This window comes from Chryseobacterium artocarpi (genome assembly GCF_001684975.1).
In the GTDB taxonomy this organism is placed as follows: Bacteria; Bacteroidota; Bacteroidia; order Flavobacteriales; family Weeksellaceae; genus Chryseobacterium; species Chryseobacterium artocarpi.
Genome location: NZ_MAYH01000001.1, coordinates 599230 through 619600 on the forward strand (window position 1 = coordinate 599230; position 20371 = coordinate 619600).

The 20371-nt window shown below is 34.8% G+C and carries 18 protein-coding genes; 10 read left to right on the forward strand and 8 right to left on the reverse strand.

Annotated elements, in window-relative coordinates:
* The first annotated feature begins 130 nt into the window (after nucleotides 1-130).
* Entirely contained in the window at nucleotides 131-2533 is a 2403-nt protein-coding gene (gene pheT, locus BBI01_RS02530; RefSeq protein ID WP_065393107.1) for a phenylalanine--tRNA ligase subunit beta, read from the forward strand.
* Between the two features lie 954 nt (nucleotides 2534-3487).
* Nucleotides 3488-3898 carry an META domain-containing protein gene (locus tag BBI01_RS02535; RefSeq protein WP_065393108.1) on the forward strand — a complete coding sequence of 137 codons (411 nt, stop codon included), beginning with the start codon at nucleotides 3488-3490 and terminating at the stop codon, nucleotides 3896-3898.
* Nucleotides 3899-3947: 49 nt separating this feature from the next.
* Here BBI01_RS02535 and BBI01_RS02540 read toward each other — a convergent pair whose 3' ends face one another.
* The 7 genes from BBI01_RS02540 to BBI01_RS02570 all read right to left on the reverse strand — a co-directional run bounded on the left by BBI01_RS02540 (nucleotide 3948) and on the right by BBI01_RS02570 (nucleotide 10532).
* A complete protein-coding gene (locus tag BBI01_RS02540; protein ID WP_002977986.1) occupies nucleotides 3948-4187 on the reverse strand; it encodes a DUF8828 family protein in 240 nt (79 codons plus the stop codon).
* Between the two features lie 38 nt (nucleotides 4188-4225).
* Entirely contained in the window at nucleotides 4226-5542 is a 1317-nt protein-coding gene (locus tag BBI01_RS02545) for a hypothetical protein (RefSeq protein ID WP_065393109.1), read from the reverse strand.
* 81 nt (nucleotides 5543-5623) lie between these two features.
* Nucleotides 5624-6514, reverse strand: a complete 891-nt coding sequence (locus BBI01_RS02550) for a 3-hydroxybutyryl-CoA dehydrogenase (protein WP_185114339.1) — start codon at nucleotides 6512-6514, stop codon at nucleotides 5624-5626.
* 10 nt (nucleotides 6515-6524) lie between these two features.
* On the reverse strand, nucleotides 6525-6935 hold the full coding sequence (locus BBI01_RS02555; RefSeq protein ID WP_065393111.1) for a hypothetical protein: 411 nt from the start codon (nucleotides 6933-6935) through the stop codon (nucleotides 6525-6527).
* A 240-nt stretch (nucleotides 6936-7175) separates the two neighbouring features.
* Complete coding sequence (locus BBI01_RS02560; RefSeq protein ID WP_065393112.1) at nucleotides 7176-8906, reverse strand: cellulase family glycosylhydrolase; 1731 nt, start codon at nucleotides 8904-8906, stop codon at nucleotides 7176-7178.
* Nucleotides 8907-9130: 224 nt separating this feature from the next.
* On the reverse strand, nucleotides 9131-9400 hold the full coding sequence (locus BBI01_RS02565) for a hypothetical protein (RefSeq protein WP_065393113.1): 270 nt from the start codon (nucleotides 9398-9400) through the stop codon (nucleotides 9131-9133).
* A gap of 169 nt (nucleotides 9401-9569) precedes the next feature.
* Nucleotides 9570-10532 (reverse strand): Gfo/Idh/MocA family protein, encoded by a 963-nt coding sequence (locus BBI01_RS02570; protein ID WP_065393114.1) that lies wholly within the window; start codon nucleotides 10530-10532, stop codon nucleotides 9570-9572.
* A gap of 125 nt (nucleotides 10533-10657) precedes the next feature.
* Between BBI01_RS02570 and BBI01_RS02575 the strand changes: the two genes are divergently transcribed.
* The 7 genes from BBI01_RS02575 to BBI01_RS02605 all read left to right on the forward strand — a co-directional run bounded on the left by BBI01_RS02575 (nucleotide 10658) and on the right by BBI01_RS02605 (nucleotide 17794).
* Nucleotides 10658-11308 carry a protein-L-isoaspartate(D-aspartate) O-methyltransferase gene (locus BBI01_RS02575; protein ID WP_065393115.1) on the forward strand — a complete coding sequence of 217 codons (651 nt, stop codon included), beginning with the start codon at nucleotides 10658-10660 and terminating at the stop codon, nucleotides 11306-11308.
* Between the two features lie 236 nt (nucleotides 11309-11544).
* The gene (locus BBI01_RS02580; RefSeq protein ID WP_065393344.1) at nucleotides 11545-11808 is read left to right on the forward strand and encodes a prevent-host-death protein; all 264 of its coding nucleotides are present in this window, start codon (nucleotides 11545-11547) and stop codon (nucleotides 11806-11808) included.
* Nucleotides 11809-11878: 70 nt separating this feature from the next.
* On the forward strand, nucleotides 11879-12862 hold the full coding sequence (locus BBI01_RS02585) for a 2-hydroxyacid dehydrogenase (RefSeq protein ID WP_065393116.1): 984 nt from the start codon (nucleotides 11879-11881) through the stop codon (nucleotides 12860-12862).
* Nucleotides 12863-12914: 52 nt separating this feature from the next.
* Nucleotides 12915-13208, forward strand: coding sequence for a hypothetical protein (locus BBI01_RS02590; protein WP_065393117.1), 294 nt, complete (start codon nucleotides 12915-12917; stop codon nucleotides 13206-13208).
* 296 nt (nucleotides 13209-13504) lie between these two features.
* The gene (hutU, locus tag BBI01_RS02595) at nucleotides 13505-15490 is read left to right on the forward strand and encodes a urocanate hydratase (protein ID WP_065393118.1); all 1986 of its coding nucleotides are present in this window, start codon (nucleotides 13505-13507) and stop codon (nucleotides 15488-15490) included.
* Between the two features lie 552 nt (nucleotides 15491-16042).
* A complete protein-coding gene (locus BBI01_RS02600) occupies nucleotides 16043-16966 on the forward strand; it encodes a tetratricopeptide repeat protein (protein WP_065393119.1) in 924 nt (307 codons plus the stop codon).
* 276 nt (nucleotides 16967-17242) lie between these two features.
* Nucleotides 17243-17794: a hypothetical protein gene (locus tag BBI01_RS02605; RefSeq protein ID WP_065393120.1), complete on the forward strand. Its 552-nt coding sequence runs from the start codon at nucleotides 17243-17245 to the stop codon at nucleotides 17792-17794.
* 136 nt (nucleotides 17795-17930) lie between these two features.
* Here the strand turns inward: BBI01_RS02605 and tpx are convergent, their stop codons facing one another.
* The gene (gene tpx / locus BBI01_RS02610; protein ID WP_083189992.1) at nucleotides 17931-18503 is read right to left on the reverse strand and encodes a thiol peroxidase; all 573 of its coding nucleotides are present in this window, start codon (nucleotides 18501-18503) and stop codon (nucleotides 17931-17933) included.
* 169 nt (nucleotides 18504-18672) lie between these two features.
* Between tpx and BBI01_RS02615 the strand changes: the two genes are divergently transcribed.
* Nucleotides 18673-20301: an NADP-dependent glyceraldehyde-3-phosphate dehydrogenase gene (locus tag BBI01_RS02615; RefSeq protein ID WP_065393346.1), complete on the forward strand. Its 1629-nt coding sequence runs from the start codon at nucleotides 18673-18675 to the stop codon at nucleotides 20299-20301.
* Nucleotides 20302-20371: the final 70 nt, after the last annotated feature.

Here is a 20371-nt window from a genome sequence, read left to right on the forward strand (position 1 = left end):
AAAAACACGACATTTGTACCGCGAAAAACCGGCTAAATAACTAGCAGGGAATTCAAACAAAAATTTCAAAATAGTGCAAGTGAGACCCAAAGTTTCGTTTGACGAATTAAACAAGTAGATAGATAAGCAAATGAAAATATCAAACAACTGGCTGAAGGACTTTGTGACAACGGAATTGAAAACTGAAAGAATCGGTGAATTCCTTACAGATATAGGTCTTGAAGTTGAAGGGATAGATAAATTTGAAAGTGTAAGAGGCAGCCTGGAAGGAATTGTTGTAGGTAAAGTTTTAACCTGCGAAAAACATCCTAATGCCGATAAACTGAAGAAGACAACAGTAGACGTAGGAAACGGAAAAGTGTTGAACATTGTTTGCGGAGCTCCTAACGTAGATGCAGGGCAAACTGTACCTGTAGCGGTTGTTGGAACAAAAATCTATGATAAAACAGGAAACTTTTTTGAAATTAAAGAAGCAAAAATCAGAGGTGAGGTTTCTCAAGGAATGATTTGTGCAGAAGATGAGCTTGGTCTTAGTGAAGATCATGGCGGAATCATGGTTTTGGATGAAACGAAATATGAAGTAGGAAAAAACTTTGCTGATTATTTTGAATTAACAAACGATGAGGTTTTCGAAATTGGTTTAACGCCAAACAGAACCGATGCAATGTCTCACTATGGTGTTGCAAGAGATCTGCATGCTTACCTTTCTACAAATCAACTCAAGTCAAAATTCAATAAAGTAGCTTCTGAAGCTCTAAATAATGAAGGTTCTCATGATTTCAAACTTGAAATTGAGGATGCTGAACTATGCCCAAGATATATTGGAGCCGTTATTGAAGATGTAAAGGTAGCAGAATCTCCATCTTGGTTAAAAGACAGATTGAAAGCTATCGGATTAAGCCCAATCAATAATGTAGTAGACATTACAAACTATATTCTTCATGGATACGGACAGCCGCTTCACGCATTTGATGCAGATAAAATCGCAGATAAAAAAGTGAAAGTAGGCGTTGTAAAGCCGGGAACGAAATTCACCACTTTAGACGGTGTTGAAAGAACATTGAACGGTACTGAAATCATGATTAAAGATGGTCAGGACAATCCAATGTGTATTGCCGGAGTTTTCGGAGGTGCAGATTCAGGAGTTTCTGAAACTACAAAGACTGTATTTTTAGAAAGTGCTTACTTTAACCCTATTGCGGTAAGAAAAGGGGCGAAACTTCACAACTTAAATACCGATGCATCTTTCAGATTTGAAAGAGGTGTTGATCCAAATATTACAAGAACAGCAATTACTCACGCCATTAAAATGATCCAGGAAATAGCAGAAGGAAAGTTAGTGGGAGAGTTGTTGGAAGAATATCCTAAGAAAATTGAGGATAGCTATGTGATTTTAAGATTCTCTAAGATCGAGCAGATTTTAGGAACAAAAATTCACAGAGAAAAAGTAAAAGAGATCTTAAAAGCTTTGGAAATTCAGGTTTTAAATGAAATTCCTAACGGGTTTGAAATCTCTGTACCCGCTTACAGAGCTGATGTGACAAGAGAAATCGATGTTATCGAAGAGATTTTAAGAATCTATGGTTACAATAAAATTGATGCTCCGCAGAAGATTTCTTTCACTCCGGTTAAGCTAAGTGCAAACGACCAGGATGAATTGGAAAACAGCTGGGCAAGAGGTTTACAAAGTCTTGGATTCAATGAGGTAATGAACAATTCATTAACTTCTGTAAAAGATGAAACAGATGCTGTAAAACTTTTAAATCCTTTAAGTGGTGACCTTGCATTTATGAGAAAGTCTTTATTGGAAGGACTTCTTCAGAATACGGTATATAACATCAACAGAAAAAATCAAGATATTAAATTCTTTGAATTCGGAAAAATCTACCATAAAAAAGATAAGTACGAAGAAAGAAAACAATTGGCTATCATCGTTTCAGGAAGAGATGTTGCTGAAAACTGGTTACAACCTAAATCCGCTGTAAGTTTTTATAATCTGAAAGCATATGTTAAGGTATTATTGGAGAGATTAGCTGTTGATTACAAAGAAGTAGCTTTATCTGACGACAGATTCTCCGATGCATTAGCTTATGAAGCAGAAGGAAAAACACTAGTAAGAATCGGTAAAGTAGCTCCGGCTCTTTTAAAGGATTTTGATATTGATCAGGATTGTTTCTATGCAGAAATCGAACTTGAATTTGCTCAGGAATTACGTTCTAAAAACGAATTGAAGTTTAAGGATATTCCTAAATTCAACAAGATCAGAAGGGACTTAGCTTTATTGATTGATAAGAGTGTAAATTATCAGGATTTATATCAGACTGCGAAGAAAAATAAATCTCCATTCATTAAGAGTATTAATTTATTCGACGTTTATGAAGGGAAAAATTTACCTGAAGGCAAGAAGTCTTACGCGATGAGCTTCGAACTGTTAAACGAAGAGAAAACACTGGAAGAAAAGGAAATTACAGAAGTAATGGATTCTTTAATCAAATCTTTCCAGAAAGAATTCAACGCAGAATTAAGATCTTAATATAAAAGATTGAAAAATATATAGAAACGGACTTTTTTAAGTCCGTTTTTTTGTTTAGAAAACCTTACGAGGTATTTTAATTTGGAATTACACAAAGGCGCAAAGAATTATCATGTTAGTTATTTTTTAAACGCAAGTGAATCAAAGATTCAAAGCAAAGAATACACTTTCAAATAACCTCTCCGTTACAAAATTTATGTGATAAAAATATTTAACCACATAGTTTCATAGGCTTTTAGAGTTATAATATTTCATCTGTGTTCGTGGCAATTATAGAATAAATTTGCATCATACCATTTTATCGGAGATAAAATCCTTGCGTCTTTTTTTCAATCATTAAAAATGAATTTGCATCTTAGCGTTTCCCAACTTATTAAAATTATATTTCAAAGTTGAGATTGCGCGCTTTATTCGTAATGAAAGGATTGTGATATTTGTGCAAGTATTAGTGTCATTTGTGTTTAAAAAGTTCTATAGTTGGATTACGCAAAGGCACAAAGAATTATCATGCTAACTGTTTATTAAGGCGCAAGTAAATCAAAGATTTACGGCAAGAAATATGCAGTTTTCAAATAACCTTTCCATTACAAGGTTGATGTAATAAAAATATTTAACCACATAGTTTCATAGGCTTTTGAGTTATAATATTTCATCTGTGTATTCGCGGCAATTATAGAATATATTTGCATCATTCCATTTTATCGGAGATAAAATCCTTGCGTCTTTTTGCCCAATTATTGAAAAAATCTTGCGTCTTCGCGTTTCCCAACTTATTAAAATTATATTTCAAAGTTGAGATTGCTGCGTTTCATTCGTAATGAAAGGATTGTGATATTTATGAAAATATTAGTGTTATTTGTGTTTAAAAAGAACTGTTAAAGAATAATAAAATTCACCGCAACCCGTTTAAATAATATAAAATCCGTAAATTTGGATTAATTCAAAAAGAAAAAAATGAAAAATCTTTTTTTAAGTATATGTACAGCAGCGGTATTGGCTTCATGTGGATCCATGACCAGCCCATCTGCCTCGAAAGTAGGAAAGGCTCAGCCGGCTCTTGCCAATACTAAATGGACATTGGCTGACAATGTTAAAGGAAAAGTTCCGACATTGAATATTGAAGGAGAAAAAATTACTGGAAATGCAGGATGTAATAACTATTTCGGAACAGCTCAAATAGACCCTTCTACAGGTGGCTTTACAGCTGGACAAATGGGATCTACAAAAATGATGTGTAATAACATTGGGGTAGAGCAGAACTTTATGGATATGATGGGAAAAGCAAATAAATATGTGATTTCCGGAACCACTTTAGAGCTTTATAAAGACAATCTTTTACTATTGAAATTCAATAAATCAGAATAAAAAACAAAAGGAACTCAATTTGAGTTCCTTTTTTATGTTTAGAGTGTTATTAATCTTCCTCTTCTTCGTCGTACTTAGCCAACTCTTCATCGCACCATTTGAATGCTGCTTCTACCACCTTTGTAGCTTCGTCTGCCATAGTTTCCTCGTCATCTCCTTCTAAATCGTCTAGCCACTCAACTTCCTCTTCTTCAACGTTTAAGATGAATCTTGGATATTCAGTGTGTACTACGAATAGATCCTCTGGAAACTCCGAATTATCTGCTAATAAAAACTTTGGTAATTTCATTTTTTTAATGTTTTAACTTTAAATCAAAGATAATAAAATTATTGATATTTGTTCTTGTCGATCTTAACTTTTTGTAAAACTTTATAGCTTGTAAGTGTTGTTTTATGTAAAGTATCCTGTGGCTTGAATGTGAGACTTATCTGAGGATTTACCGTACTTATCAACTCAGCCATCTGTATTTTATCCAGATCTTCTTCCTCTACAATATAAAACTTCAATGGAACTTTATCAAGACCTTCTTCTTTTAAATATTTTGTAATCATTTTTCTGTTTTCCAAATAATTACCTTTTGATAACCAGGTGAAAAGCATACCGGACATTAAACTTAAAATACCGATTACATAAGCTTTGGTATTAAACAGTTCAAATAGCTTCTTAAAATAAACCAACCATATAGGAAAGCTAAAAGGAGCCAATAATCTATAATCCATCGGCGTTATAGAGTAGAAATATTGTATGAAATAAGAGCATACAATCCCGGAAACACCTATGAAAATGTTAAAATAGTCACTATCTGAAAGTTTCTGTTTTATAAAAAGGAAAGTCATGAAAAGAATATTCATAAGCCCAATTCCGTAGATTCCATAGTTGATAATTCCTCCCGCAGGATTCGCCATATGAATAAAAGGATTAAAAGTGGTACATAATCCTTGAAATAATTCTACCAATAGCTCGGGAGTCGTATGAAGTCCCATCTCCAGGAAATGTTGCACATATTCTTTATTAAAATAATCAATGAATAAGAATTTGTACAAAACAATGAAAACCATTCCAATAGCTGCCGAAATGATAAAGGAAAGTCCATACTTTCTCTTCCAGAAAATAAGTCCGTACAAGCCCGTTCCTCCGATGATAAAAAGAGCGCTGTATCTTATATTATAAAGCAAAATCAAAGACAGAGAAAGGTAAAAAACAGCTTTCCAGCCTGATAGCTTTCCATTGATAACCAATGATGCAGCGTATAAAAAGAGAAAAACAAAAGGTAGGATCAATGCCTCACTCATCGTAAAAGCAAAAACAGATAAGAAGCTGAATAAACTGCATAAAACAATAGATTCCCTGAAATAGAATTTCTTTTTCCAGGCAAATAAAACAATAAAAAGGCAGGCAAGAATACCAATAACTTTACTGCTCCAGAACTCATCAAAACCAAAATAGGTGAAGAATTTTATAGCAGCAGGATAGCCTAAGGGAGTTGTCGTATTGTCAATGACAGGTAATCCGTGAGCAAATCTCATATATCGGATAGAATCCGGATTTACCCTTCCTTTTTCATTGAGTAAAAAACGAAAAATGGTCATCACTAAAGTAATGATGACCAATAATATTTGAATGTTTTTTTCTTTAATTTTCATCAAAGTTATAGTTATTAAGTATCAATAAAGGTTGAGAACCCAAATTTAGGACTTATAACCCACAACTCATAATCTGACGAATTATTTCAAAAACATTTTTGATACTTTTTCAGCTTTTTTGCTTTCAGAATAGTCGTAGAAACCTTCTCCTGATTTTACTCCCAGTTTTCCTGCAGTTACCATATTTACCAATAGCGGGTTTGGAGCATACTTAGGATTTTTGAAACCGTCGTACATTACATTAAGAATAGCAAGACATACATCAAGACCAATGAAGTCAGCCAATTGAAGTGGTCCCATTGGATGAGCCATACCTAATTTCATTACCGTATCAATTTCCTCTACACCAGCAACTCCATTGTAAAGCGTTTCGATAGATTCATTGATCATCGGCATTAAGATTCTGTTTGCAACGAAACCTGGGTAATCGTTCACTTCCACAGGAACTTTACCTAAAGTCTTACTCATTTCGTAAATAGAATCAAAAGTTTCCTTAGAAGTAGAATATCCTTTGATGATTTCTACAAGCTTCATGATGGGAACCGGGTTCATAAAATGCATTCCGATTACTTTATCAGCTCTTTTTGTAGCTGCAGCAATTTTAGTAATGGAAATAGAAGAAGTATTGGTTGCAAGAATACATCCGGCAGGTGCCAACTCGTCCATCTGACCGAAGATCTTTAATTTAAGATCAAGATTCTCAGTCGCAGCTTCTACAATCAGGTCAGCAGCTCCTACAGCATCATTAAGAGCTGTGAAAGTCGTAATATTTCCTAATGTTTCCGCTTTTTGTTCCTCTGTAAGATTTCCTTTTGCAATGATTCTGTCAAGGTTCGTAGTAATGGTTTTCAATCCTCTGTCCAAAGCTTCCTGAGACACATCTACAAGATTTACTTTGAAACCGCTTTGTGCGAAAGTGTGCGCAATACCATTTCCCATGGTTCCAGCTCCGATAACTACAATGTTTTTGATCATTTTTCCTTTATTTTTTATAGATAGTTAAATTTTTTGCGTTGACAAGATCCTGTTGATGAGCAATATCCGCAGAATCAAAATGTAACATACCGTTGCTTTCCTGTTTCCTGCCATTGTTTTGGTTGGAAACAGCAGCATTCAGTCCTCGTATCAAACGACTTCTTTGATTGATCGAAAGAAAATCTGTTCCTACATATATATTGAATTCACCTTCTTTTCCCAGCCCTTTTTGCATTAAAATTTCCAGACTTCTGATCTGATTTTTCCTTTTAAACTCTTTAAGATAACTGATGACAGGTTTTTCAGAGGCAGGACCACAACATACACTTGCATAGCTGATCTTTAAATAGTTTTGATTCTTCTGTGAAAAGAAGAGTGCGAAGCAAAATAAAGCCCCAGCTGATAGTACTTTTTTCATATTGACAAATACAAAGAACCGATACAATTCTCCGCGCTAAAATTAAGCTTAATATTTTATTTATTAAAATAATCCCAGACTGTCTTCGAAATATCTGAAAATATTTTGCAGTTTATGGTTTTAGATGTTATGTAATTATTTGTAAATTAGGTATTTGTGCGATGCTTGCTATTGGGCAAAGTGATGATTCCTGTACCATTTTTTGTAATCGTAAGAATATTGTTAAGTGTATTCCCAAAACTACTTTATCTCAAAATAATTCAGGTTCACTCCGTCATTTTCAAAAATAATTCTGATTTTATTTTCTCCTTTCTGAAGATTAATATTCTTTGCAGAAACGGTTTTCCAATTTTCATTTCCTCCTGTAGAAGGTAGAGAAACTGTCGCTAAGTTTTTCCCTGAAGCTGTTTCAATTCTTATTTTTGAATCTTTAGATGAAGAATATCTGATATCAAAACTATAATTCTTAGCTGATTTTGTGGTAAAAGTATACTGAAGCCATTCGCCAGATTCAGTTTTTCCAACATAATATTGATTGGTTACCTTATCATTACATTGATAAATATCTACACCATCGTTTCTCATCTGTTGTCCGGAATTCCATTCAGACCTTTTTGCAGGGTCACTTACCCAAAGATTAATGAAATCCTTATCCTGATATGCAGAACCTATTCTTCCAAGATCATACTCTGTTGCAAATATTTTCCCGGGGATCTGATGATTTTTAAATGGTTTTGTAGAACCATCCGTCACCTGTCTGAACATGGCATCAATAACATCATTTTTAATTTCTACATTATTGAATTTATAATGATCAGCAATTTGCATCAAAGCTTTAGTGGCATATTCTTTCGACGGTTTTTCACCTCCGTTTTTCCAATATTCCAGAAGTTTTTCATATTCTGGTGTGGTTTTTACATTGGTGATTCCAGCTATATTATCGATCTTTTTCATCGGCCAGAATGCGTAGCCAATATTATGTTGATCCAAAAGTTGTATCAGTTCTGTAAACCAGACGTTGGAGTTTTCTCCGGTTTCACCAAGCCAGATGGGCATATTATACTTTTCCCTAAGGTCCAGTGCTGCCTTTATCGTTGGTTCATCATTATAGTTCCAGTATTTATGAAAGCTGAACGCCATATTGTTGTCCCAGATAGGAATTAATCCATTATAATTATTTCCCCATCCGTTTCCTTCAATGAAAATAATATGTTTTTGATCCACTTCACGGATTGCTGCTGTGATATCCTTCTGCAATTTCCAAAGAGGAGCATTAGACATTTCATCTGTTCCGTTTGGATTCTTCCCTGTAAAATTGATATTCGGTTCATTGATGAGGTCATAACCACCGATCCAAGGGCTGTCTTTATAACGTTCCGCTAGTTTTTTCCATAGAGCAATCGTTTTTTTCTGATTTTCTTCGTTTTCCCAAAGTGATGGTTTGGATTTATCATTATCAGAAATATTGACATCATTTCCCTGACCTCCAGGAGCCGCATGCAGATCAAGAATCAGATATATTTTATTATCAGCACACCATTGAAGAAGGTCATCTGTCATTTTAAAGCCTTCTTCCAGCCATGTATTTTTACCCTTTGTTGGCTCTTTTTCAATGGGAAGTGTATACAGGTTATAATGCATCGGAAGCCTTATAGAATTGAAGCCTGCTTTTGCCAGAAAGTCAATATCCTGTTTAGTAATACCATTTTTCAGATAAGCTTTATAAAAGTTATTCATTCCGTCTTCTCCAATCAGTTCAGCAATCTTTTCCTTGATTTTGTATTGTGGTCCGGCAAAATCAGCTGTTTTCAGCATATATCCTTCCTGAAGCATCCATCCTCCTAAGCCAAGACCTCTTAACTGAACATTTTCACCTCTATCATTAACGATTTTCTTTCCAGAAGTCTTTAATAATTGTGATGTCCCAAATTGAGACAATAATAAAGCGGATAATAGAATGACTCTTTTCATAATTATTTTGATTTTAAATAGTAAAGGGGAATTTTTTTAGAGTTTAATTATAATGGATAGTAACGTCATAATAAGAGTCTACATTCAGACTGCTTATTTTGCCGGGAATCCATTGCGTATGTAAAACAAATTCTTTCAATTGTTTATTGAATTGTTTTTCAAATATATTGTTTTTTTTGTTTTGAAATTCGCTTTCTATTGATAAATCTTTAATTTTTCCGTCTTTAGTAAGAATGAAATTCGCTGAAGTGAAAGAATAATACTTTTCGTTTTTCCTGATATATTCTTTGAGGAGTAGGATATTTTGATAAATAATCGTCCTGCATCTTATCAAACTGATTATTTATTGTTGAATTGGGATATTTGGAAAATTCATCACAGTATTCAAAAGAAAAAACTTCTTCCGGATGACTTTTAATGAAAGTCTGTTTTGCGATGTATCGTAAAGAATCAATAAATTTTTTGCCAAACTTTTTTTCAATAAGCCTGTTCATCTCAATCTCCTCACAATTTTCATATTGATCATTTGGAAATCTGACACAAACTATTAGGAAGCATCTTGTTTTTTATTAAACTCACAATCTATCTCGTAACCATTTTTTTCTGATTACAAGATAGCATTGTGAGGACTGCGAATGATAGTATTGCAGTCTTTATTTTCATTTAGCTGATAAGCTTCATAATTTCTAATGCAACTTTCAATGCTTCAGTTCCGTCCTCAAGAGAAACCTCTACATTTTTATCACCTGTAATGGCATCCGCGAATGAATTCAATTCATCAAGAATGGCGTTATTAGGCTGAATATTCGGATATTCAAACAGAATCTGGTTCTTCTCTCCCTCAGCATTTTCAATGATCATATCAAATGGAGTCGGATTTTCAGGGGCATCCTTCATTTTGATTACTTCTGCTTTCTTTTCAAGAAAATCTACAGAGATATAAGCGTCTTTCTGGAAGAATCTGCTTTTTCTCATTGCCTTCATAGATATTCTGGAAGTTGTAAGATTAGCAACACATCCGTTCTCAAATTCAATTCTTGCATTGGCAATATCCGGTGTCTTACTTACTACACAAACCCCGCTTGCATGAATGTTTTTCACTTTAGATTTAGCAATACTCAATAAAATATCAAGATCGTGAATCATAAGATCCAATACCACAGAAACATCTGTACCACGAGGATTAAACTCTGCCAGCCTGTGAATCTCGATGAACATAGGATTGTTGATGTATTCTTTTGTCGCAATAAAGGCAGGATTGTATCTTTCAACGTGTCCTACCTGTGCTTTAATACCATTTTCCTGGCACAGACGAAGGATTTCCTCTGCTTGTTCCAGTGTTTGGGTAACCGGTTTTTCAATAAAGAAATGCAACCCTTTTTCAATTGCTTTTAAGGCATAATCATAATGATAAACGGTAGGAGTAACAATATCAAGCATATCGATCTGCTCCAATAATTCATCAAAATTTTCAAAATATTTATAACCGAATTCGGCTTCTAATTTCTTTCCGTTTTCAACATCTTTATCATGGAAACCTACAAACTCATATCTATCTGACTGATTAAGAAGTTTTAAGTGTATCTTTCCCAAGTGTCCGGCACCTACCAAACCTGCTTTTAACATAGCTGTATTAAATTTTTGTAAAGATAAGAAAGAAGTTAGATTCCTGAAGGCAGAAATTGGCTTTTTGTGGATAATTCTTTTCTGTAATCCATGAAATCTCAAATCTAATTTCTTACTTTTGTCACATGCAGGATTCGTTTGTACATAAAGGAAAGAGAAAGAATTTAGTAGAATATCTCCGATATAGAATCGGGATTTCGGATGAAAATGTACTTTCGGCAATGAATGAAATTCCGAGACACCTTTTCATTGAAAGTATTTTTGAGGATTTTGCCTATGAAGACAGGGCATTTCCTATTATGGCGCATCAAACAATTTCACACCCTTCAACGGTGGCGGAGCAGTCTGAATTGTTGCAGGTGAAAGCTGGAGAAAGAGTATTGGAAATCGGAACAGGATGTGGATATCAAACCGCTGTTTTATTGGCAATGAAAGCTCATGTATTCACAGTAGAAAGACAGAAGGATTTGTTTGACTTTTCCAAAAATAAATTAAGAGAACTTGGGTTATATCCGAAATTCCAAAGTTTTGGAGACGGGTTTGCCGGGCTTCCGACTTTTGCTCCTTTTGATAAAATCATTGTTACCTGTGGTGCCGGAACCTTACCTACAGAACTTTTAAAACAATTAAGAGTAGGCGGAAAAATGGTGATTCCATTAGGTCCTACAGATGAACAGGTTCTTTACAGATTTACAAAAGTAGGTCCTACAGAATTTGAAAAAGAAGAGTTCGGAGCTTATAAATTTGTTCCGATGCTGGGGAATACAAATCAATAGAAAACAAAACTCTGGATTATAAAAAATAATACCCAGATAAGGAGTTGATACTTTAGATCTGTTCTCTTTTTATAACCGCCAAAGTATAATTTATAATTAAAATAATTCTTGAATAATTTGTGTATTTATTGCAAAAAATATGTTCACATAATTTAATATTTTTTAATAAATTTTAGTTCTGCTTCGGAATAGAAATTGGACTCTTTCAAAGACAAACCACTTAAAATCTTATGATTATGGACACAAACAGATTCAAAGCTTCACATGATTTTAGTAATGTTCAGAAAAACCTGCACAATAATCCGGGATACAGCGTAGAAAGCTATTCTCAACAGGTGAAAGATTACATGAATGATATGAAAAGTAAGAATCAGGAAGCTACCAAACAGGGATTTATGACACAAGCTCAGAAGTCAGCAAAAGATGTTTGGGAAGAAATTCAGGATATGGCTTCTGAGGCTTGGGAGAACAATGAGAAACATTGGGATGAAAAGAAATAGTTTTTAATATTAAAGTTAAAGAACCTTACTTCTGGCAAGTGAGGTTTTTATTTTAAACTCAATATATAATATGAAGGTTTTTATCAATAAAAGAATTCCTGAAGTAGGAGTTGAAATACTAAAGCAAGCAGGATTACAGATCATACTTCCTGAAAATGAGAATTTATCTTATGAAGAATGGATAAAATACTGCCAAAATACAGATACAATTTTAAGTATTGGTGGTGATTTTAAATATGACAAAGCATTCTTTGATGTGTGCCCGAATATTAAAGCAATAGCATTATATTCCGTAGGTTTTGATCATGTAGATATTCAAGAAGCCAATCAAAGGAATATTCCTATAGGAAATACACCGGAGGTGTTGAGTAGAGCTACTTCCGATGTCGCTTTTTTATTAATGCAATCGGTGGCAAGACGAGCAAGTTATAACTTTCAAAAAGTAAAAGAAGGAAATTGGGGAGCATTTGATCCATTGCATGCTTTAGGACAGGAACTGTATGGAAAGACACTTGGTATTTTCGGTTTGGGAAGAATTGGGTATCAAATGGCTGAAAAATGTAGAAAAGCGTTTGATATGGAGATCATTTATCATAACCGTAGTCATAATGAGGAAGCAGAAACAGAGCTTGGTGCGAAGTATGTTTCTTTTGATGAGCTGATCAGAAATTCAGATGTATTAAGTATTCATGCTAATTTCACTCCCGAACATAAAGATCTTTTCAATTATTCTGTATTTGAAAAAATGAACCCTAATGCAATCTTTATTAATACAGCGAGAGGAGGTTTTCAAAACGAACAGGATTTATATAGAGCCTTGACTGAACGAAAAATTTGGGGTGCAGGTCTGGATGTTACCAATCCGGAACCTATGTCAGCAGATAGTCCTCTTTTGGAGCTGTCTGATGTCTGCGTGTTACCTCATATAGGTTCTGCTACCATTGAGGCAAGAGAGGGTATGGCTAGGCTTGCTGCAGAAAATATTGTTGCCTTTTCAAATGGCGACAAAATGCCATATTGTGCCAATCCTGAAGTTTATGCTGAGCATTCATAATAAGTTGGAATTATTTTTGTTCTCAATATATAAACCTTAAAACCCAAATATCATGGTACCGGAAAACAATATTAATGAACAAAACAAAAGATTGCAACGCATGGATTATGACCCTAACGAAGATATATTTAAAAGAGAAAAACATATCTCGCTTGATGGAGACGGAAATCCCATCTTTGACGAGGATATTGATGAAGATAAATTAGATAAGGGATTAGATATTCCTGGTGCGGATGAAGATGATGATATGGAGGAAATAGGAGAGGAGGATGAAGAAAATAACTATTGGAGTCTAAGTGATAATGCGGACGATCATGAAGAAGAGAATGATGATGTTTTAACCTAAAATTTGAATGTCCTATAGAATAATAGAATGCCTTACTGATTTTCAGTGAGGTTTTCTATTTTCCTTATCATGTAAGAAGAAATTCCACTCCAAGGAAGGGGAATATAAGTGCGTTTATTCAAATATAGTATTAAAAAAATACTGTCGATTATATTTTCATAGGATTGATAATCAGTTTTCTTATCTTTTCCTGCTTTGTATTTTTGCTTTTCCCCTCTTTTGTTGTCTATTTTTCATATTTTGAATATCTTTAAGACTTCAAACATTGTTTAAAACATAGAACTTTAAATAGCAATATGACATTTCAAGAACAGATACAGCAGGGGATTCCTAATCAGCTGCCACAACCAAAACCATACGAAACAAATATCAATCATGCTCCGAAGCGTAAAGAAATTTTAGGTGAAGAAGAGAAAAAACTGGCATTAAAGAATGCCTTACGTTATTTCGATCCGAAGTTTCATGCAGAGTTAATCCCTGAATTTAAGCAGGAATTAGAGGATTACGGAAGAATTTATATGTATCGTTTCCGTCCGGATTATGAGATGAAAGCGAGATCTATTGAAGATTATCCGGGAAAATCTGAGCAGGCAAAAGCTATTATGTTGATGATTCAGAACAATCTGGATTATGCCGTAGCTCAGCACCCTCATGAACTGATTACTTATGGTGGAAACGGAGCAGTTTTCTCTAACTGGGCACAGTATCTGTTGACAATGAAATATCTGTCCGAAATGACCAATGAGCAAACTTTGGTAATGTATTCCGGACACCCGATGGGATTATTTCCTTCCCATAAAGATGCGCCAAGAGTTGTAGTAACAAACGGAATGATGATTCCAAACTATTCCAAACCGGATGATTGGGAGAAATTCAATGCACTTGGAGTGACTCAATATGGACAGATGACGGCAGGAAGTTATATGTATATCGGACCGCAGGGAATCGTTCATGGAACAACGATTACAGCTTTAAATGCTTTCAGAAAAATCAATAAAGAGCCAAAAGGAGGACTTTTCGTGACTTCAGGTTTAGGAGGAATGAGTGGAGCTCAGCCTAAAGCAGGAAATATTGCCGGCTGTGTTACGGTATGTGCGGAAGTAAATCCAAAGATTACAAAAATCCGTCATGATCAGAAGTGGGTAAATGAAATCTATGAAGATCTTGATGCGCTGGTAAAGAGAGTAAGAGAAGCGCAGGAGAATAAAGAAACTGTTTCTTTAGCTTACCTTGGAAATATTGTTGACGTTTGGGAAAAATTTGATCAGGAAGATTTAAGAATCGATATCGGTTCAGATCAGACTTCTCTACACAATCCTTGGGCTGGTGGATACTATCCAGTGGGACAAAGTTTTGAGGAATCTAACAAAATGATGGCTGAAGACCCTGAGTTATTCAAAGAAAAAGTTCAGGAAACATTGAGAAGACACGCTGCAGCGATCAACAAACATACAGAAAAAGGAACCTATTTCTTCGATTACGGAAATGCTTTCTTACTGGAGGCTTCAAGAGCCGGAGCAGATGTAATGGCAGATAATCCTACATTGGGAAGAGAGTTCAAGTATCCTAGCTACGTTCAGGATATCATGGGACCTATGTGTTTTGATTACGGATTCGGTCCGTTCCGTTGGGTATGTACAAGCGGAAAACCGGAAGATCTACAGAAAACCGATGATATTGCATGTGCGGTATTAGAGGAAATGATCAAAAACTCTCCTGAAGAGATCCAGCAGCAGATGAAGGATAATATTCAATGGATTAAAGGAGCACAGGAAAATAAATTAGTTGTAGGTTCACAGGCAAGAATCCTTTATGCCGATGCAGAAGGAAGAATGAAGATTGCCGAAGCATTCAATAAAGCTATTAAAAACGGTGAAATAGGTCCTGTAGTATTAGGTAGAGATCACCATGATGTTTCCGGCACAGATTCTCCTTATAGAGAGACTTCCAATATCTACGATGGTTCAAGATTCACGGCAGATATGGCTATTCATAACGTTATTGGGGATAGTTTCCGTGGTGCAACCTGGGTTTCTATTCACAATGGTGGTGGAGTAGGCTGGGGAGAAGTAATCAACGGAGGTTTCGGAATGCTACTAGATGGAAGCGAAGACGCCGACAGAAGATTAAAATCTATGCTTTTCTGGGATGTAAATAACGGAATCTCAAGAAGAAGCTGGGCAAGAAATGAAGGGGCTATTTTCGCTATTAAAAGAGCAATGGAAGTAGAACCAAATCTAAAGGTAACCCTTCCTAATCTGGTAGATGAAAACTTACTATAAATACTTCTATATATAAAGAAAGCCTGCTGTGAAGCAGGTTTTTTTATTTTTAATAAATGTTTAAACTCTGTAGAAATAAAAAGCAGTTAATCTTTATAGTGTTTTTATGCCACTAATGCACGAATAAAAAAGAATCCGTGCATTAATGGCTAATCTAAAAACGGTGTACAATTTTATCATCGATAAAATCCTTGCGCCTTACAGCATCCAGTTTTTAATATCAATTGCGTCTTAGCGATTTCCAACGAGATCCACTTACATTTTCAAAGTAGGGATTTCTTCGCCTTGTTCACAATGAAAAGTTTGTCATAATTAAGAAACTGTTTCTTTGTTGAAAATTCACAAAGGCACAAAAATTTTTGAATTTTATGATATTTTAAGGCGCAAGAAAATCTGAGATTTTCAGAAAGTATTACGCTGATTTTTTAAGCCACGGATACACTAATAAATCATTTGTATATTCGTGGCTAATCTAAAAACAGTATTTTTTTACCTGTTATTCTAAAGTTTATTATTTTTGAAGCTTATAACAACCACCAAAGCACAATATGTATGATGAATAAACTTGTTTTTATGTTTACTTTACTGTCAATCCTACAGGTTCGTTTTATCTGTGGTGTTAAAGACGGTCCACCCCCAAGTAGCAAAGATTTAGCTTATGAGGATATTACAAGTGAAGTTCCATATGAGCGTCAATTTTTAGACAAGGAGAAACTGGAAATATATCAGCATAGGCAGAGGTATGAGTACCATCGAACAAAAGATTTGGACTTTCTGTCTAATAGAGGATATATCCTGATCGTTTTAGGAAAATACAACGAAGCAATAAAGCAGCTTAAAGAAATTGAATCTATACAACCTGGCAGATACTCTACCTATTCCAATATGGGAACAGCCTTTGAAATGGCAGGCAATAATACGGAAGCAATTCAATGGATTGAAAAAGCTTTAAAAGCAGACCCTAAGGGACGTTTATCTTCAGAATGGATTCATATAAATATTCTGAAAACTCATATAAAGGGAGATCGTTATATCTCCTCGATGAATCTTATTGGACAAGATTTTGGAAATGAAGAATCCCCAAAGTCCAGCCTTACGCCGAATGAGCTTAAGACTCTCAAAATGCAGCTTTATGACCAAGTGAAAGAAAGAATGGCTTTAGTAAAGCCCAAAGACAAAATCATAGCACAGCTTTTGTTTGATCTGGGAAATGTTACTTTTTTAGAGGGGAAGAAAAAAGATGCGATGGAGGAATATCAGATGGCAAAAAAGTATGGCTTTTATGATCCTATTTTAAACAAAAGACTGCATCTATATCCTTCAGATCTTTTAAAGGTAGATGAAAAAGACGCGATTCATGCAGCAGATACCAAAGAATTTCGAGGGATAGTAATTGGTGTTTCTTTAGCTGCACTTTTGCTATCCGGGCTGATCATCTTTATTTTCCGGAAGAAAGTTGCTTTAATGCTTAAGTAAAACAATTTGTGCTTTCACTGATGTCTGTAGATTGTTTGGCTGGAAAATCGCAATGACGCAAAGTTTTTTAAGTTTTTATGATGCTTGAAGGCGCAAGAAAATCCAAAATTTCCAGCAAGCTTTTTTATTACTGCGAATCCACAATATTTATACTTTTATTAGTATGATTTACAGTTAGTTAAATGGGATTCGTGCATATTAGCTTTAGGGAATTTTTCACAACTTTTCCAACCTTTTTCATCATTATTACATCTTTTTTATAGTAAAAGATATACTATGAAAATTACAATACCTAAACCATGTCATGAAAACTGGGATAACATGAGCGAGGATGAGAAAGGAAAATTCTGTGCTGTTTGTTCCAGAAACGTTTTTGATTTTACAGAATGTTCTGATGAAGAGCTTATTAATACCTTTAGTTCTGGAAGTGATATTTGTGGAAGATTCCGCGAAGATCAACTAGAAAGGGACTTAAGTCCTTCAATAGTAGGTAAAATAACGTTAGGATTATTAATGATGAGCGGAACTTTAATGAATGCTCAGGAGAGTAAAAGTGTCGAACAAATGAATGTTGGCAAAATTGCGATCTGTCAACCATCCCATAAAGTGGTTCCTTTAAGAATTGGAGCACCTGTTTCCACAAAGGAAAGACCAATGGTTTTAGTAAACAATAAAAAAATATCACAAGAAGAGGTTAATAAATTGGATACTAAGAATATTGAGAGCGTTCGTATACTTCAATATAAAGATGCAGTAAAAGAGTATGGTGAAGATGCAAAAAATGGAGTACTCATTATCACTACTAAAAAGAAAAAAAGACAGAAGTAAACATATAAGCATTTATTTTTGCCACTAATACACGAATGTTTATACATTATCTATCTATAAATATATAATTGCCACCCATACACTGTTAATTATTCGTGCATTGGTGGCGATTATTTTATTATTTTATATTAGAAGCTTAGCTTTTCACAGCCTGAATAGCTGCAGCATAGTTTGGCTCCTGAGAAATATCCGGTACCTGCTCTTCATAGATTATATTTCCGGAAGGATCAATCACTACAACAGCTCTGCTTAGTAGACCTTTCATGGAAGATTCTATCATTTCAACTCCGTAATTCCACCCAAAATCTGAACGGAAATCTGAAAGCATGACCACATTATCTATACCTTCAGCTCCACAAAATCTCTTTTGAGCAAAAGGTAAATCTTTGGAAATACAAAGAACAACCGTATTGGGCAGATTTCCTGCCTCTTCATTAAAATGATGAACAGATGCAGAGCAAACACCTGTATCTACACTTGGAAAGATATTGAGAATAACATATCTCCCTTTATAAGCATCTAAGCTTTGATCATTCATATTAACATCCGTAAGAGTGAATTTAGGAGCCGGCTTGTTTACCTCCGGTAACTTGGCATAAGTACGTACAGGCGTTCCTTTTAGCATAACAGTATTGATAGACTTAGATTTTTGAGCAAATACCAATACTGAACAAAAGAAAAACGTACCGAAAACTATTTTTGAAAACATTGAAAATTTATTTTTAACAAAATTATTCTTTTTTCGGTTAGCCACATTAATTTTAGTTCAAATAGCTTGTAAATAGAACAAATCTATTGAATCATTGTCCTGAAACTGAATTTTTCCCTCTACCTTTATTATTCAGAAAGTAGAGTTAAATTATTAAATGAAAACACTTATGAATTCAGAAAACAAAGCATTGTTTCAAAACATTTTTAAAAGTGAAAGTGAAATTCCCGAGGAATACAAAGTTCCAGAAATACATCAGAAAGTTTATCTTCTTAATGGAGAATTGATAGAGTGGAAGGGAGAAACTCAAAATATTTATTCCCCGGTTTGCATTCCTACAGAAAACGGACTGGAAAGGAAACTATTGGGCAGCATACCCAATATTGGTCCTGATGATGCAATGGAGGTATTGGAAGCTTGTGTAAAGGCTTATAATAATGGACTTGGAGAATGGCCAACGATGTCTGTAGAAGGCAGAATCAAGTGTATGCAGAAATTTGTTTATCTGATGATCCAGCAGCGGGATCTTGTCATTAAACTATTGATGTGGGAAATTGGAAAAACACTTGCCGATTCTACAAAGGAGTTTGATCGTACGGTAGATTATATCAATCAGACTATAGATGCACTCAAGGATTTAGACCGAGAATCTTCGCGTTTCCAGCAGGCGGAAGGAACCATTGCCCAGATCAGAAGAGCTCCGCTTGGAGTGGTGCTGAGTATGGGACCTTTCAATTATCCTTTAAACGAGATTTTTACTACTTTGATCCCAGCATTGATCATGGGGAATACAATTTTATTTAAACTTCCCAAACATGGTGTGCTAGCACATTATCCGCTGTTAAACGCTTTCAAAGAAGCTTTTCCGAAAGGAACTGTGAATACTTTATATGGTAAAGGTTCAGAAATAATTACTCCAATTATGGAAAGCGGAAAGATAAATGTACTCGCATTTATCGGTTCAAGTAAAGTGGCTAATGGGTTGAAGAAACTACATCCAAAAGTAAATCGTTTAAGAGCTATTTTAAGTCTTGATGCAAAAAATGCAGCGATTGTTACTAAAAATGCAAACCTTGATGTTGCTGTATCTGAATGTATTTTAGGAGCGCTTTCCTTTAATGGACAACGTTGTACAGCTTTAAAACTAATCTTTGTTCAGAAAGAAATTGCAGAAGAATTTACAAAAAAATTAAGTGAAGCTGTTTCCGCTTTAAAAGCAGGGTTACCATGGGAAAAAGATGTAAAAGTAACGCCGCTTCCGGAAATAAACAAGCCGCCTTATCTTCATGAATGTATTGAAGATGCATTATCAAAAGGAGCTTCGGTTTTGAATAAAGATGGTGGGTATACAGAGGAGTCTTTCGTGTTTCCGGCTGTGGTTTATCCCGTAAACAGTGATATGAAACTGTATCATGAGGAGCAGTTTGGTCCGGTAATTCCTGTGGTGCCTTTCGAAGATATTGAAGAACCTATAGAATATCAGGTGAATGCTTCACACGGGATGCAGGTAAGTATTTTCAGTGAAGATCCAGAAGAAGTGGCAAAGCTGATAGATCCGTTTGTGAATCTCGTGAGTCGTGTGAATATCAACTGTCAGGCACAGCGTGGTCCGGATGTCTTTCCATTTACGGGAAGAAAAGATAGTGCGGAAGGTACTCTTTCTGTTTTTGATGCATTGCGCTCATTTTCAATTCGTTCTTTGGTGGCTGCAAAACTTACGGAATCCAATAAAGAATTATTAAATACTATTGTAAGAGATCATGATTCTAACTTTTTAAGCACAGATTATATTTTCTAGTATAAATCTCAAGCTGTATTTAACATAAAATAAAAATCCTTAATTAACTTCGCTGTTCTTTAAGGATTTT

Coding starts and splice junctions, on each gene's coding strand:
- BBI01_RS02580 (WP_065393344.1), top strand. CDS start 11,545: ATGGACACAAACAGATTCAAAGCTTCACATGATTTTAGTAATGTTCAG.
- BBI01_RS02585 (WP_065393116.1), top strand. CDS start 11,879: ATGAAGGTTTTTATCAATAAAAGAATTCCTGAAGTAGGAGTTGAAATA.
- BBI01_RS02540 (WP_002977986.1), bottom strand. CDS start 4,187: ATGAAATTACCAAAGTTTTTATTAGCAGATAATTCGGAGTTTCCAGAG.
- BBI01_RS02560 (WP_065393112.1), bottom strand. CDS start 8,906: ATGAAAAGAGTCATTCTATTATCCGCTTTATTATTGTCTCAATTTGGG.
- BBI01_RS02565 (WP_065393113.1), bottom strand. CDS start 9,400: ATGAACAGGCTTATTGAAAAAAAGTTTGGCAAAAAATTTATTGATTCT.
- BBI01_RS02535 (WP_065393108.1), top strand. CDS start 3,488: ATGAAAAATCTTTTTTTAAGTATATGTACAGCAGCGGTATTGGCTTCA.
- BBI01_RS02615 (WP_065393346.1), top strand. CDS start 18,673: ATGAATTCAGAAAACAAAGCATTGTTTCAAAACATTTTTAAAAGTGAA.
- BBI01_RS02570 (WP_065393114.1), bottom strand. CDS start 10,532: ATGTTAAAAGCAGGTTTGGTAGGTGCCGGACACTTGGGAAAGATACAC.
- hutU (WP_065393118.1), top strand. CDS start 13,505: ATGACATTTCAAGAACAGATACAGCAGGGGATTCCTAATCAGCTGCCA.
- BBI01_RS02575 (WP_065393115.1), top strand. CDS start 10,658: ATGCAGGATTCGTTTGTACATAAAGGAAAGAGAAAGAATTTAGTAGAA.
- tpx (WP_083189992.1), bottom strand. CDS start 18,503: ATGTTTTCAAAAATAGTTTTCGGTACGTTTTTCTTTTGTTCAGTATTG.
- BBI01_RS02605 (WP_065393120.1), top strand. CDS start 17,243: ATGAAAATTACAATACCTAAACCATGTCATGAAAACTGGGATAACATG.
- BBI01_RS02555 (WP_065393111.1), bottom strand. CDS start 6,935: ATGAAAAAAGTACTATCAGCTGGGGCTTTATTTTGCTTCGCACTCTTC.
- pheT (WP_065393107.1), top strand. CDS start 131: ATGAAAATATCAAACAACTGGCTGAAGGACTTTGTGACAACGGAATTG.
- BBI01_RS02545 (WP_065393109.1), bottom strand. CDS start 5,542: ATGAAAATTAAAGAAAAAAACATTCAAATATTATTGGTCATCATTACT.
- BBI01_RS02600 (WP_065393119.1), top strand. CDS start 16,043: ATGATGAATAAACTTGTTTTTATGTTTACTTTACTGTCAATCCTACAG.
- BBI01_RS02590 (WP_065393117.1), top strand. CDS start 12,915: ATGGTACCGGAAAACAATATTAATGAACAAAACAAAAGATTGCAACGC.